Below are 14,369 nucleotides of genomic sequence, written 5' to 3'. Positions count from 1 at the left end.
ATTAGAATCCCAAGCTAGACAGCAGATCGTCCACATCATCCTGACCATTGACCACATCGGCACGAGCCTCGGGGTTCATGATAGGGCCCTCTGCTTCAATCCCGTTGACAGGAATACTACGAGTTGAATGCTCAGCAGAAGCCTCACCAAACATGGTCAGCATTTCTATTAATTTTGTTTCAACTTCCTGAACAAGCTTGATGACCTTGCGGATCATCTGACCTGTCAAATCCTGAAAATCTTGCGCCATCAGGATTTCTGTCAGCAGTTGCCGTAATTTATCGGCATCAGACTCTGAAGCCTTAATAAAATCATCAAGTTGGTGACATAAGGATTTGAACTGCCCCACGCTCATGTCACGAGACATCAGGGCATTCCAGTTCGGCATCACCAGCTGGATATTGTCATTCAGGCGATCCGCTATCGGCAAACTGGCTTCCACCGCATCCATTGTACGATTGGCCGCTTTGTCGGTCATATCGATAACGTAGCTCAAGCGCTCCCGAGCATCGGGAATATCATGAGTAGCCAAATCGGGAATACGGGGATCGAGGCGAAATTCTTGAAGTGAATCATGCAGTTGTCGGGTCAGCTGACCTACTTTTTCAAACAGATCGGCTGCGTTGGGGGCACATACTTCGGCAAGCAGTTCATCGGCCAGCTCAAATTCGCCTTGCTCCAGATGAGCAACAAGCATCCTTGCCTGGTCGAGCGAAATCATTGCTCTCGTTTTGGCCATCATCCCTGCAGCTCCTTAGCCAATTCGTTCGAAAATTTTGTCGAGTTTTTCTTTGAGCGTTGCTGCGGTGAAGGGCTTGACGATGTAACCGTTGACGCCAGCTTGGGCGGCTTCAATGATCTGCTCACGTTTAGCTTCAGCGGTTACCATCAGTACCGGCAGATGCTTGAGCTTCTCATCGACACGGATGGCTTTAAGCAGGTCAATACCTTGCATGCCAGGCATGTTCCAGTCGGTAACTACAAACTGAAAATCACCATTTTTCAGCATCGGCAGCGCTGTATTGCCGTCATCCGCCTCATGGGTATTGTTGAATCCCAAGTCGCGCAGCAAGTTCTTGATAATCCGGCGCATCGTTGAAAAATCGTCAACAATGAGGATTTTCATGTTCTTGTCCAAAATTCCCTCCTAAATAGCCACCAGAGTGGCTCACTTACATGATGCTAAAAACGGGTTGTGTCGTGCGGATTATGCCTTAGAGTTTCATCTCAGTGTAGCCAGTACAAACACTTATAGATGCCAATCTCTCAAACGAGCACGCAATCTGTGCATTGCCTGACTGTGGATCTGGCTCACACGCGACTCGCTGACATTCAAAACCTCGCCAATTTCACGCAAATTCAGCTCTTCATCGTAGTAAAGAGAGAGAACCAAAGCTTCTCTCTCTGGTAGACGACCAATTTGCTCGGATAATTGAATCTGAAATCGCTCGGCAGCCAATTCATCGAATCCCGAGCCTGAAGGGGCATCATCGGGGTTGCCGATCACATCCTCGCTGACGCCCAAATCTTCGATGCCGATAATTTTGCCGCAGGAGACGTCTTGCAGCATCGCATGGTAATCAGCGATGGATACCCCCATCTCGGCAGCAACCTCGGTATCTCGCGCGTCACGCCCGTGAGTCTGCTCGACATTCTCGATCGCTTCTGCAATAGCCCTGCTGTTGCGATGCACTGAACGGGGCACCCAGTCACCACGCCGGATCTCATCCAGCATGGCGCCACGGATGCGGATCCCGGCATACGTCTCGAAGCTTGCTCCCTTGCTACCGTCAAAGTTGCGGGAGGCTTCAAGCAGCCCAATCATACCTGCCTGGATCAGGTCATCCAGCAAGACACTGCTGGGCAGGCGAGCCAACAAATGCTGGGCAATTCGCTTGACCAGGGGAGCATGACGCTCCACCAGCACGTAGGAATCCTGATGACGCAAGTACGCTTGGGCTTTATTCACGGGAACCTTCCTGTGTTGTGGCCGGTTTCTGCAACAAATTTTCCAGGAAAAACTCCAGATGGCCGCCCGGCTGGTTGGGAACCGGCCAGCTCGCAGCCTTGTTGGCAAGGGCCCGGAACGCCAGTGCGGCCGGCGACTTGGGAAACGCCTCGACAATCAGCTTCTGCTTGCGCACGGCGGCACGCAGATTGGTGTCATAAGGTACACAGGCGACCAGCTCCAGCGAGGTGTCGAGGAAACGATCCGTGACCCGGGTCAGTTTGGCAAAGAGCTCCTGCCCTTCACGCAGACTGCGCACCATATTGGCCACTACCTTGAAACGAAACACACCGTGATCCTTGGAGAGGATCTTGATGAGGGCGTAGGCATCGGTGATGGAAGTCGGCTCATCGCAAACCACCACCATGATGTCCTGAGCTGCTCGGGTGAAGCTCAGCACCATGTCGGAGATCCCCGCAGCCGTATCCACCAGCAGGATGTCGACTTGGGTCTTCATCTCGCTGAAGGCGCGGATAAGCTCGGCATGCTGCACCGGAGAAAGCTCGACCATGGACTGGGTGCCCGAGGTCGCAGGCACGATCATCATGCCGTAAGGGCCTTCGACGATGATATCGTCGATGGTGCACTCACCCGCCAGGACATGAGAGAGGTTGCGATGAACACGCAGCCCCAACATGACGTCGACGTTGGCCAGACCCAGGTCGGCATCCAGCACCATCACCCGCTTGCCTTGGGCAGCCATGGCACCGGCCACGTTCAGGGTCACGTTGGTCTTGCCCACGCCACCTTTACCACCGGAAACGGCGATTACTTTTACTCGATTGTTTTGACGCATTTTGCGCAGACCACTCGCCTGATCCATATACATGTTACTCATAAAACTCCGAATCTTCGGCCTCGCCAAAGCCTGCGCCCCAGAAATAGGGCTCCTCTGTTTCTCGCTCCAGCGAGCCCATGGCAGCCCCGACGAGCTGCGCCGCATTGGCAACCTGAATATCTTCCGGAACCCTTTGTCCGTCAGTGATATAGCTGATGGGCAATGAGTTCTGGATACACACGTTAATCACTTCGCCCAGATTCAGACTTTCATCCAATTTGGTAAGTATGCAGCCGCTTAATGGAATACGCCGGAAATGGTCCACCGCCTCCTGCATCACCCGACGCTGGGAAGTTGCCGACATCACCAGATAACTGCGGATCCGCACCTTGGCATTCTTGACCAGGGTATCGAGCTGCTCGGTCAGGCGGATATCCCGCTGACCCACCCCGGCCGTATCGATAAGTACCAGCCGACGGTGGCGGAACTGATAAAGGGCATTGGCCAGCTCTTCGGCATCACGCACCTGCCGTACCGGGCAACCCATGATGCGGCCATAGGTCTGCAGCTGTTCATGGGCACCAATCCGGTAGTTGTCGGTGGTGATCAGCGCCACCTGCTCGGCGCCATACTTCATGGCGAAACGGGCCGCCAGCTTGGCAATAGTGGTGGTTTTGCCCACCCCGGTCGGGCCAAGTAGCGCCACCGCGCCGCCCTGACGCATGATCTCGTCCTCGCTGATCTTGAGCTGGGCCGTCAACACCTCGGCCAACTGGGCCATCGCCTGATGGATGGACATATCTTCGGGGATCAGTCCCGCCAGTTGATCGGCAAAGGCATCATCAAAGCCCAGTTTCTTGAGCTCCTTGATCAACAGGGCCCGCATCGGTTCGCGGCGCTCCACCTCTTGCCACATCAGCCCGGAGATCTGGTGCTCCAGCAATTTGCGGATGCTGGCCATCTCCTTGCGCATCCCTTCCATCTCCTGATCCCGCTGGGCAGGTTGAGGAGCACGCTGGCCTGAGGCAACCCGGGCCTTGGGTTTGGCAGGTTCCGGAGCTGCGCCCCACTGCCCCTGCTCGGCCAATGTTCTGGGCGCTGCATTGGCAGCGGCCAGACCGGCCGATTGGGTATTGCCCATTGGCGCCCCATTGCCCGGCTTGAGCTTCTGCTGGCGCGCCAGCAAGGCGGCCAGGGTATCGGCATAATGTTCGTTCTGCTCCTTCACCGGCGACGGCTCGGGGCGGATCATCTGCCGTGCAGCAGACGAAATATTGACGCTCTCATCGTTCAGCTGACGGCGAACCGGCGCATCTTTGGGCCCCGGGACCTGGGATTGATAATCGACTGCGGCGACTATCTCTACCCCTCCGGTGACCTTCTTGTTGGACATGATGACGGCGTCAGGCCCGAGAGTCTCCTTGACCTCGGCCAGAGCCGTTCGCATATCCTTGGCAAAAAACCGCTTAATCTTCACCCGTCGTCTCCGCTAACTAGTTCTGCCCTACCGCACTGACGATGCGGATCTGCTTGTCGTCGGGCACTTCCTGATAAGACAGAACGCGCAATCCAGGAATGGCATTCTTGACAAATTTCGCCAGGGTATTACGCAAGATCCCCGATGTCAGAAGCACGGCCGGTTGGCCTTCCAATTCTTGTCGTTGAGTGGCTTCCACCAGCGAACGCTGCATCCGCTCTGCCAGACCCGGTTCAATACCGGCACCATCACCGCCACCAGCCTGCAGGGATTGATGCAATATACGTTCCAATTCCGGCGCCAAGGTAATCACCGGCAGCTCGGGATCGGGGCCTGCAATCTCCTGCACAATCAGGCGACGCAGGGCAATCCGGCAAGCGGCCGTGAGCACTTCCGGATCCGGACTGCGCGGTGCGTATTCAACCAGGGTCTGCAGGATAGTGCGCATATCGCGGATTGGCACGCCTTCATTGAGCAAATTCTGCAATACCTTCACAAGGTTACCCATGCTGATCACTTCCGGCACCAGCCCTTCGACCAGCTTGCTCTGATGTTTGCCAATCATGTCGAGCAGCTGTTGTACCTCGTCATGACCCAGCAGCAGAGCCGCATGGTTGGCCAGGATCTGGCTCAGATGAGTAGCCACCACGGTCGCGGTATCCACCACCGTATACCCCAGTGTCTGTGCCTGAGAGACCATCTCCTTGGCAACCCAGACCGCTTCCAGTCCGAAGGCGGGATCCCGGGTGGCTATCCCCTGGATCTGGCCGAACACCTGCCCCGGATTGATGGCCATCTCCTTATCATGGTAGACATTGGCCTCGCCGGTACTGACCCCCATCAAGGTGATGCGGTATTGGTTTGGCGCCAGATCCAGGTTGTCGCGAATGTGGACGGCCGGGACCAGAAAGCCCAGCTCTTGCGAGAGTTTCTTGCGCACCCCTTTGATCCGGTTGAGCAGTTCGCCACCCTGATTGCGATCCACCAGCGGGATCAGCTGATAACCCACTTCAAGCCCGATGATGTCCACCGGCATCACATCATCCCAGCTCAGCTCTTTCTGCTCATGAGGTTGTTCGGCAGTGGCAGGCAGCAGCTCGCCCTTAGCCGCTTTGGCGGCCGCCAGTTTCTCGCGGCGCAGCAACCACCAGGCGCCAGCGGCGGCAAGAGCCCCCAGACTCAGGAAGGCGAAATGCGGCATCCCCGGCACCAGCCCCATCATCAGCAGAATCCCGGCCGAGATGATCAGGGCTTTGGGATTGTCAAACAGCTGGCCTAGTACTGCGGTACCCATGTCCTGATCGGTATTCTGACGGGTCACTATGATGGCGGCAGCGATGGAGAGCAGCAGGGAGGGGATCTGCGCCACCAGACCGTCACCGATGGCCAACAGGGTATAGATCTCGGCAGATTCGCTGAAGGTCAGCTGGTGCTGCATCATCCCGATGATGAAGCCGCCGATGATGTTGATAAAGAGGATCATGATGCCCGCAATGGCATCCCCTTTGACAAACTTGGAAGCACCATCCATGGAGCCGTAGAAGTCAGCTTCCTGGGTTACATCCTGACGACGCTTCTTCGCCTCTTCCTGATTGATGAGACCGGCGTTCAAATCGGCATCGATGGCCATCTGTTTGCCCGGCATCGCATCAAGGGTAAAACGGGCACTCACTTCCGCGATCCGCCCGGCACCCTTGGTGATCACCACAAAGTTGATGATCATCAAGATGGTGAAAACGATGATGCCGACCGCATAGTTGCCGCCGATCACCACGTTACCGAACGCCTCGATCACATGGCCGGCCGCCGCACTGCCATTATGACCTTCCAGCAACACCACCCGGGTCGAGGCAACGTTCAACGCCAACCGCAGCAAGGTAGCGAGCAGCAGTACGGTCGGGAAGGCAGCAAATTCGAGGGGGCGGCGGGTATAGACGGATACCAGCAGCACCACGATGGAGAGCGCAATGTTAAAGGAGAAGAGCACGTCCAGCATCAGCGGCGGGATGGGTAACACCACCATGCCGAGCGCGGCCAATACCAGTAGAGGGGTACCAAGGCCTTTGCCCAATACTCCCCGGTACTCTTTGAACTGGCCCAATACTGCCTTGAATTCCATCGCGCTTCTCAATTTCAACCTGCTTGGTGCCAGATTAAAGCAAACATCAAGCCAACAATACAAGACATTGAAATGCAATGGATTTATTTTGACTACGTCAGAACTTTGTCATTTCCGATATTCGGTCGGAATAGGCAGATCTTTAGCCAGCGGCTGGGGACGGCGCCCCTGACCACGGCGGAATTTCTTGAGCTGGAAGACATAGGCGAGCACCTGGGCAACCGCCGCAAACAGCCCTTCCGGGATCTCGTGGCCCAGCTCGGTTGAGTGGTAAATAGCCCGGGTCAAGGCTGGTGACGGCATGATGGGGATCTCGTACTCTCTGGCGATCTCCCTGATCTTCATTGCAATTTCATCTGTGCCCTTGGCCACGACCTTGGGCGCGGCACCGGGTTTGCCCGCATCATACTTGAGCGCTACCGAGTAGTGGGTCGGGTTGGTGATCACCACATCAGCCTTGGGTACATCCCCCATCATTCGACGCATCGCCATCTGCATCTGCAACTGGCGGATCTTGCCCTTTACCTCGGGCTTGCCTTCGCTGTCCTTGAACTCGTCCTTGACCTCCTGCTTGGTCATCTTGAGCTGACGCATGTGGTTCCACTGCTGGAACGGCACGTCGATGGCAACGATGGGAAGCAGGGCGCAGCAGAGGATGATCAACATCCAGAGAAACAACTCCAGCGCATCGATAATACCGCCGGGGAAACCCTCCATGGAGAGGTTGAGCAGGTGATTGAACTGGCTGGATAACATCCACCAGGCAAACAGGGTGATGAACACCACCTTGGCGATGGATTTGACCAGCTCAATCAGTGACTGCACCCCGAACATTCGCTTGATGCCGCTGAGTGGACTCAGCTTGCTCATCTTGGGCATCATGGCTTCAGTGGAGAAGTTCATCCCCCCCATCAGGGTGTTGCCGATAAAAGCGGCAATCGCCACCAGTGCAAACAAGAGTCCCAGCGGAAGCACCAGTTCCCCCAGCAGCGCCGGCAGCATGGCGATCATGGCATTGGGATCGAAAGCCTGCTCCCTGTCCAGAGTAAAGCCCATGGTGACAACCTTGACCATGGCGGTCGCCAGCGAGCCCTTGAGCATCAACAGGCCAAAGACCGCCGAGAGCAGAACGCTAGCGGTCCCCAGCTCTTTTGAACGTGCAATCTGCCCTTTTTCACGGGCCTGTTGCAGTCGTTTGCCCGTGGGTTGTTCGGTACGTTCCTGGTCGGTATCAGCCATGAGCGCCCCCGAAGCACTGGGTGTTGATCAGCTCGCAGCTGACCTCCTGCACCCGCTCCCACATGATGTCGAAGTGACCGAGGAACCCGCCGATAGTAAGCCAGAGGATCAGCAGACCCGACATCATGCTGACCGCAAAACCGATACTGAAAATGTTGAGTTGCGGCGCCGCCCGGGTCATGACACCAAAGGCGAAGTTGATTAAGAGCAAGGCGACGATGGCAGAAAGGGCCATCACCAGTGAAGCCTGATACATCACACCGAGAAAACCGATCAGGGTACGGATGGCCGGTAAAGTGAGCCCTGAGTCCGACACCGGCAAGGTCTCAAAACTGAGGATCACCAGCCGCAGCATCACCAGATGACCATCCAGTGCCAGAAACACCAGGGTCGCCAGCATCAGATAAAACTGCCCCACCACGGGGGCAGACTGGCCATTCATCGGGTCCACCAGGGTGGCAAAACCCAGACTGGTCTGCATAGCGATGACCTGACCGGCCATCACGAAGCTCTCCATCAGAAACTGGGTCATCAGGCCGAGGGCAATTCCGATCAGCAACTGCTGGCCCAATACCAGAAAGCTGCCGGCCGAGAAGAGTTCAATGGGGGGCATTTTCGGAAGAAGCGGGGCAATCAGAAAGGTGATGGCCAAAGACAGCCCCATCCGTACCCGCGCCGGAGCGAGGCGGCTGCCGAATACCGCCATCACCATCAGCAGGCTGCTCACCCGCGCCAGCGGCCAGAGGATGGAAGACAACCACTCCATGATCAGAGCGGTTGTGTAGGTCATCCCACCACCTCAGGGATTTGATTGACCATCAGTATGAAGAAGTCCATCAGACTCTGCATTCCCCAGTGAGCACCAATTCCCAGGGCTAGCAGGGTCACGATAAGACGGGGCAGAAAGCTCAGGGTCTGTTCGTTGATGGAGGTGGCCGCCTGAAAAATGGCTACCACCAGCCCGATAGCGAGGCTGGGCAGGATCACGGCGCTGACCATGATATTGACCAGCCAGAGCGCCTCGCGAAAGACGTCGACAAAGGTTTCAGGACTCATGTTCGGGCTCCTTGCGCTCGACCGGCTAACCGGCACCCAGTCCGAAACTGTTGGCCAGTGACCCCAGAATGAGGTTCCAGCCATCCACCATCACGAACAGCATCAGCTTGAAGGGCAGCGAGACTATCATCGGCGAGAGCATCATCATCCCCATCGCCATCAGGATACTGGCGACCACCAGATCGATGACCAGGAACGGCAAGAACAGCATAAAGCCTATCTGGAAGGCGGTTTTCAGCTCGCTGGTGACAAACGCCGGGATCAGCACCCGTAGCGGCACATCGGCAGGTTTCTCCACCTGCACGTTGGCGATTTCCATAAAGGTGTTGAGATCCTTGATCCGGGTCTGGGCCAGCATGAACTGATGGATGGGCAACTCGGCCCGCTCCAGCGCCTCCTTTGCCTGAATGGTCTCGGCCAGATAGGGCTGCAACGCCTCATCATTGATGCGATCCAGCACCGGCGACATGATGAAGAACGACATAAACATGGCGATGCCGATCAACACCTGGTTGGAGGGACTCTGTTGCAGACCTATCGCCTGGCGCAAGATACCCAACACCACAATGATGCGGGTAAACGAGGTCATCATGATCACCATGGCCGGCAAGAAGGAGAGCGCGGTCATCAGCGCCAGCACTTGCAGGGTCAGGCTGTACTCCTGAGAGCCATCTCCCATGGTCTTGACGGTCACCGCCGACATGGCGTCCTGTGCAAGCGCAGGCCAGGAGCAAAACAGTGGTATCAGCAGGCTGACCAGCAGCCCCGTTTTCAGCCATAAGCCGTTAGCTTTTTTCATGCTTGCCCATCAATTTGCCAAGCTGCTGGGAAAACGCCTGCGGCTGGTTTTCGTCCAGCGGCTCCTCCAGCCGGTAGAGAAAGTTGACCTGCTGCGGTGTTACGCCGACCAGCAGTTGCTGTTCGCCCACCTTGACCACCAGCAGCTTCTCTTTGTAACCCACCGGCAACGAGGCGATGACCCGCATCTGGCCGCCCCCCATGGCGGTCGCCAGCTTGCTCTTCTTGAGCAGAAAGCCCAGCACCAGAATGAGACCAATCACCATCAGACTGGAGAGCAACCAGGAGCTCAGACTAGGCACGTTGGCAGATGCCGCTGTCTCGGCAAAGGCAGGAACAGGCAGCAATAACAACAGGAGGCGCATCATTTGAGCTTCTTGATCCGTTCAATCTGGCTGATGACGTCAGTCAGGCGGATACCGAACTTGTCGTTCACCACCACCACCTCGCCGTGAGCGATCAGGGTACCGTTGACCAATACATCCAGCGGCTCGCCTGCAACCCGATCCAGCTCCACCACCGAGCCCTGGTTCAGCTGCAACAGGTTGCGAATACTGATCTGGCTGCGGCCCACCTCCATGGCGATAGTGACCGGAATATCGAGAATGGTGTCGAGCTTGCGACGCTCCTCGGCACTGATGGGGGCATCATCTTTCAACTCTTCCAGCGGGGCTGGCTTGGCTTCCGCCGTCACCTGCTCCTCCAGAGCCGCAGCCCAGGCATCAGCCATCAGATCCTCTTCCTCAGTTCCGCTCATCTTGTTTCCTTATGCTACTTCGTGACCGTTTACCGTAATAAACCGTCAATTATCGCTGTTGATCTTCGATACTGCGCTCGAGCTCTTCCAGCTCGGCCTCGCCATCAATTCGTACCCCGCCCCGGGTCACCAGATGCATCTCCGTCTTGACCCCTTCAGGACGTTTGAGCTTGTCGGTGATCTTGAGCGCCACATTATCCTTGGTGCGGCCCATCTTGGCGTGGAAAGTGGGCAAGTCCTCGACAAAAACCAGCAGATTTTCCGGCATATCGACCGGAATGATATCGCCGGGTCGCAGCTCCATCAGTTCACGCAGGGTGAGTTCGGTCTCCAGCAGCTTGGCCCGCAGCTCCACCTTGACGTCCATGATCTCGTCACGCAGCGCCTTGCTCCAGCGTACGTCGGTATCCCCCTTGTCACTCTGCACACCGGCATCCAGCAGCTCGCGGATCGGCTCCAGCATGGAGTAGGGCATCGCCACGTGGAAGTCGCCGCCGCCACCGTCGAGCTCGATGTGGAACGAGCTGACCACGATTACCTCGGTCGGGCTGACGATGTTGGCCATCGCCGGGTTCACTTCGGAGTCGAGATACTCGAACCCCACGTCCATTACTGGCGCCCAGGCATCCTTGTAATCCTCGAATACCAGTTTGAGCAGCATCTGGATAATACGCCGTTCGGTCGGCGTGAACTCGCGCCCTTCAATCTTGGCGTGATAACGGCCATCGCCACCGAAGAAGTTCTCCACCAGAATGAAGACCAGTCGGGCCTCCATGGTGATGAGTGCCGTCCCCTTGAGCGGGCGGAACCGCACCATGTTGAGGCTGGTCGGCACAAACAGGGTATGAACATACTCGCCAAACTTGAGCATCTGCACGCCGTTGATCGAAACCTCGGCGGTACGACGCATCATGTTGAACAGGCTGATCCGCATATGGCGGGCGAAACGTTCATTCACCAGCTCCAGCGTCGGCATGCGACCACGGACGATGCGGTCCTGGGAGGAGAAGTCAAACTGGGCTACGCCGGGGTCTCCAGCGCCGCCTATCTCTTCCTCTTCGACATCATCGACACCGTGCAAGAGGGCATCAATTTCGTCCTGACTTAACAGATCGCTCACGCTTCACCTACTGCATTACAAAGCCGGTAAACAGCACTTGTTCGATAACGGGGGAAGAGACCAGGTCCTTGAGCACCCGACGGCACTCTTCCAGTGAATCCTTGCGCAGCTTCTCCTTGCCTTCAAAGGTCATCAGCTGTTCGGCACTGGCTGCGCTGAATACCCGCAGCAAGGTGCCTTCAATCAGGGGGATATTCTGTTTGGCCAGCGTCTCGTCGGCGGTACCGCGCACCATCAGCTGGATCTTGATCTGCACCAGTCGATCTCGCTGGGCACCTGCGACGTTGAAGACAAAGGGGCGCGGCATACCGACATAGAGGGAAGGTTTAGGCGCTTCCTCCTTGGGTGCGGCCTCGGCACCTTCCGCCGCTTCAGCAGGCGGTTTATCGGAGCCGGAGAGCATCAGGAAAGCGCCAGCACCACCACCGCCCAGCAAAATAACCGCCAGGGCAATGATAATGATCAGCTTCTTTTTCTTGCCCGCAGCCGGGTCTTTTAGCGTCAACTCGTTATCGTCAGCCATCCCTTGTCCACCCTAGTCTCAAACTTGTTCGATATCATAAACTTACTCGGGATTGCATCAAGCATAGAAATCAATTCCGGAACCGTTTGTCGATTCCACCAGCAAACTGGGGTTGGATGTGGTGAGTTCCCCTTCAACCAGCCCGTTACCGGACCGCGGCTGACCACTACTCTGACCTTGCTGCCCCTGCCCGTTAAAGGTGGGCTGGCCCTGTTGCTGCTGTTGTTGCGACTGCTGCTGTACCTGCGTCTGACCAAGCTGGATCCCCTGCCCTGCCAGCATGTCACGCAGCCGGGGCATCGCCTGCTCCAGCATCTCGCGGGTCTGTCCATGTTGTACCACAAAATGGACGTTGGCCTGGCTGTCAGCTCCCATCTGGATCTGGATCTTCATCTTGCCAAGGCCGAGTGGGTCGAGCTGAATTTCCGCCTGTTGCAGTTTTTCGGCCAGCATCACATTGACCTTCTGGTGCAATTCGGCAGGCGCTTCCTGACTGGCCAGTTTCAAATGGGGTAAATTCTGCGGCTCACGGCGCAGCGTCGTCTCAGCGGCGGGCGCCCGGCTATCGGCTACCTGTGGCTGAGTCTGGCTGTTCTGGCCATGCTGAACGGTCTGGCTCGGGCTGATCTCACTGCTAGATGTCGTCGCAACCAGGCTCTTCTCCGCCTCACCGGCCTTCGGCTTTACCTCAAGCGAAACCGCTTTTCGCACCTCGTCGGTGCCCGTCACTTCCATCTGTTTGATGCCGGCTGAAATGGTCGACAACGGCGCTTGCGGCCCCTGAGATTCGGCCTGTGCCAACACCTGCTGCGGCGCCACCATCACTGGGGCGGCAGCACTATCGGTCTGAGCCGTCGCATTTGCCGTCACGCTGCCCTGGGCTGCGGCACTTGCTACGGCACTTTGCGCCGTCGTCACGGGCGCCGAACCTTGATTGGCGGCGGTGGCTGGTTGCTGGCTGCCTTCGGCGGCCCCCTTTTCTGCCCCTTTGCCAACTGCACCACTGCCCTCAGCCGTGGCTGTAGCTGTAGCTGTGCCAGCCTCAGGCGGCTTGAGCCCCTCATTGAAGGCCTTGAGGGCGGCCCCCTGAGTCGCGGCTTGCGTTGCCTGCCCCTTGTTAGTCAAAGCATTGCTGGCGGCGAGATCGGATTTGCTGTCGCCAGCCTCTTTTGCAGCGAGTGACTCCGCGGATTTGGCGGTGCTTGCCGACTCATCGACCGGCAGCACCTTGGCCAGCTGGGCCATCCGCTCTGCCCCCGTGAGGGGCTTGGTGTGCTTGCCATCTGCCCCGAGGGTTTCGCCCTTGGCAGAGGCTTTCTCCCCGGCCTGCCCATCCGCAGTAGTGGCGGCATCTTCACCTTCAGAGGAGAGAACGGCAGCAGAGGCATCGCCCTTCACCACCACTCGCGCCGCTGAGGACGATACCGTGGTATCAAGAGTCGAGTTGGCGGTCGTCGCCAGCGGCGACTGCGCCCCGGTCTGACCAGCAAGCTGGCTGGCAATCCTGGCTGCGGCTGGGGTCTGCTCGCTTTCATCAAGCGCAATCCCCTCCAGCTCACCCTCTTGCGGCAACGGATTGCCGTCTACCGCAGTGGCGCTCTGTTGGGCCGCCACCGTCAGCTGGGGGGTCACTAGCGAGGTATCGAGCTTGAGGGAGTCTTGCAGGCGCAGCAGAAAGTCGGTGGCAGGGACCTCCTCCGCCTTGTTGTCGGCGTCAGGATCCTGCTCCTTGCCGATCTCCTCTTTGGGAGAGGCGCTCTCGGTCGCCAAAGATTTGGCTGATCGGACATGGTTACCGCCCTGAGTGGCCTCGGCGGCGCCCTGTTCGCGGTTCCGGGCCTTGGCAATCAGGGTGGCGAAATCACCCTTGCTGTCGCTACCGGTTCCCTCATCGATACTTTTGCTCTCGACGGAACCGCTCAGAGGCGCTTTGTCCAACCCGTTGGCCGGAGCCGAAGGCGTTTGTGTCAACAGTGTCTGCATCATGATGGGATCCCTGAATTCTGGTGGCCCCCAAAGAGATGGCCGCCGACAATGTCCATATCAAAGCAAGTTACAGGCCAGATTGATGAAAGCGTCGCAACATGGCGTACTCATCCAGCATCTTCTGCTCCTGACGCTGGGCTTTCTGCTGCTCGCGGCTCGCTTGCTTCTCCAGTAACAGCTCTACCGCCTTGCGCCTCTGCTGGGCCGCCAGCCACTCTTCACGGCGCTGTTCCAGCGCCTGACGCACCTGCAACACCCCTTCGTACTGCTGGGTCGCTGCCTGTTCGAGCTTGTTGATAAAGGCGTGATACTGGGTATTTTGTTGAGGCGAAATCCCCTGCAGGCCGCGATCGGTCCACTGCTGGTGATAGATCTGGCGGTACTGGTTGAGGGCATTTTGCTGATCCATGAACAGCTTGAGATCCTGCTGTGCCTTCACCAGCGCCAGCGCACACTGCTGCTCCGCCTCCACCAGCCGGTCGGCCAACAATACCAACCCTTTACTCAT

The 14,369-nt window shown here is 57.4% G+C and carries 16 protein-coding genes; all 16 read right to left on the bottom strand.

What is annotated here, in order from left to right; all coding sequences use genetic code 11:
- Position 1: 1 nt before the first annotated feature.
- The 16 genes from AB5Y83_RS09805 to fliJ all read right to left on the bottom strand — a co-directional run bounded on the left by AB5Y83_RS09805 (position 2) and on the right by fliJ (position 14,369).
- On the bottom strand, positions 2–742 hold the full coding sequence (locus tag AB5Y83_RS09805; protein ID WP_005353668.1) for a protein phosphatase CheZ: 741 nt from the start codon (positions 740–742) through the stop codon (positions 2–4).
- A gap of 12 nt (positions 743–754) precedes the next feature.
- Positions 755–1,138: a chemotaxis response regulator CheY gene (gene cheY / locus AB5Y83_RS09800; RefSeq protein WP_013723552.1), complete on the bottom strand. Its 384-nt coding sequence runs from the start codon at positions 1,136–1,138 to the stop codon at positions 755–757.
- Positions 1,139–1,249: 111 nt separating this feature from the next.
- Positions 1,250–1,969, bottom strand: coding sequence for an RNA polymerase sigma factor FliA (locus AB5Y83_RS09795; RefSeq protein ID WP_019444723.1), 720 nt, complete (start codon positions 1,967–1,969; stop codon positions 1,250–1,252).
- Positions 1,962–2,837: a MinD/ParA family protein gene (locus AB5Y83_RS09790; RefSeq protein ID WP_013723550.1), complete on the bottom strand. Its 876-nt coding sequence runs from the start codon at positions 2,835–2,837 to the stop codon at positions 1,962–1,964. The genes AB5Y83_RS09795 and AB5Y83_RS09790 overlap by 8 nt, the downstream gene beginning before the upstream one ends.
- 1 nt (position 2,838) lies before the next feature.
- Positions 2,839–4,263 carry a flagellar biosynthesis protein FlhF gene (flhF, locus tag AB5Y83_RS09785; protein WP_120415652.1) on the bottom strand — a complete coding sequence of 475 codons (1,425 nt, stop codon included), beginning with the start codon at positions 4,261–4,263 and terminating at the stop codon, positions 2,839–2,841.
- 16 nt (positions 4,264–4,279) lie between these two features.
- Positions 4,280–6,382, bottom strand: a complete 2,103-nt coding sequence (gene flhA, locus AB5Y83_RS09780; RefSeq protein WP_368175086.1) for a flagellar biosynthesis protein FlhA — start codon at positions 6,380–6,382, stop codon at positions 4,280–4,282.
- A gap of 108 nt (positions 6,383–6,490) precedes the next feature.
- Positions 6,491–7,621, bottom strand: a complete 1,131-nt coding sequence (gene flhB, locus AB5Y83_RS09775) for a flagellar biosynthesis protein FlhB (RefSeq protein WP_139429941.1) — start codon at positions 7,619–7,621, stop codon at positions 6,491–6,493.
- Positions 7,614–8,411, bottom strand: a complete 798-nt coding sequence (gene fliR / locus AB5Y83_RS09770; RefSeq protein ID WP_279488198.1) for a flagellar biosynthetic protein FliR — start codon at positions 8,409–8,411, stop codon at positions 7,614–7,616. Before fliR ends, flhB begins: the two co-directional genes overlap by 8 nt.
- Positions 8,408–8,677 carry a flagellar biosynthesis protein FliQ gene (fliQ, locus tag AB5Y83_RS09765; RefSeq protein ID WP_005334727.1) on the bottom strand — a complete coding sequence of 90 codons (270 nt, stop codon included), beginning with the start codon at positions 8,675–8,677 and terminating at the stop codon, positions 8,408–8,410. The genes fliR and fliQ overlap by 4 nt, the downstream gene beginning before the upstream one ends.
- 25 nt (positions 8,678–8,702) lie before the next feature.
- Positions 8,703–9,476, bottom strand: coding sequence for a flagellar type III secretion system pore protein FliP (fliP, locus tag AB5Y83_RS09760; protein WP_368175085.1), 774 nt, complete (start codon positions 9,474–9,476; stop codon positions 8,703–8,705).
- The gene (fliO, locus tag AB5Y83_RS09755; protein WP_005362049.1) at positions 9,463–9,843 is read right to left on the bottom strand and encodes a flagellar biosynthetic protein FliO; all 381 of its coding nucleotides are present in this window, start codon (positions 9,841–9,843) and stop codon (positions 9,463–9,465) included. Before fliO ends, fliP begins: the two co-directional genes overlap by 14 nt.
- Positions 9,840–10,232 (bottom strand): flagellar motor switch protein FliN, encoded by a 393-nt coding sequence (gene fliN, locus AB5Y83_RS09750; RefSeq protein WP_005298791.1) that lies wholly within the window; start codon positions 10,230–10,232, stop codon positions 9,840–9,842. The genes fliO and fliN overlap by 4 nt, the downstream gene beginning before the upstream one ends.
- A gap of 49 nt (positions 10,233–10,281) precedes the next feature.
- Positions 10,282–11,352: a flagellar motor switch protein FliM gene (gene fliM, locus AB5Y83_RS09745; protein WP_005334736.1), complete on the bottom strand. Its 1,071-nt coding sequence runs from the start codon at positions 11,350–11,352 to the stop codon at positions 10,282–10,284.
- A gap of 7 nt (positions 11,353–11,359) precedes the next feature.
- A complete protein-coding gene (gene fliL / locus AB5Y83_RS09740) occupies positions 11,360–11,875 on the bottom strand; it encodes a flagellar basal body-associated protein FliL (RefSeq protein ID WP_005334744.1) in 516 nt (171 codons plus the stop codon).
- A 57-nt stretch (positions 11,876–11,932) separates the two neighbouring features.
- Entirely contained in the window at positions 11,933–13,861 is a 1,929-nt protein-coding gene (locus tag AB5Y83_RS09735) for a flagellar hook-length control protein FliK (protein ID WP_368175084.1), read from the bottom strand.
- Positions 13,862–13,928: 67 nt separating this feature from the next.
- Complete coding sequence (gene fliJ / locus AB5Y83_RS09730) at positions 13,929–14,369, bottom strand: flagellar export protein FliJ (protein ID WP_005334746.1); 441 nt, start codon at positions 14,367–14,369, stop codon at positions 13,929–13,931.

It is taken from the genome of Aeromonas sp. R5-4 (genome assembly GCF_040908215.1).
In the GTDB taxonomy this organism is placed as follows: domain Bacteria; phylum Pseudomonadota; class Gammaproteobacteria; order Enterobacterales; family Aeromonadaceae; genus Aeromonas; species Aeromonas veronii.
This window is presented reverse-complemented; position numbering and strand designations above follow the sequence as displayed.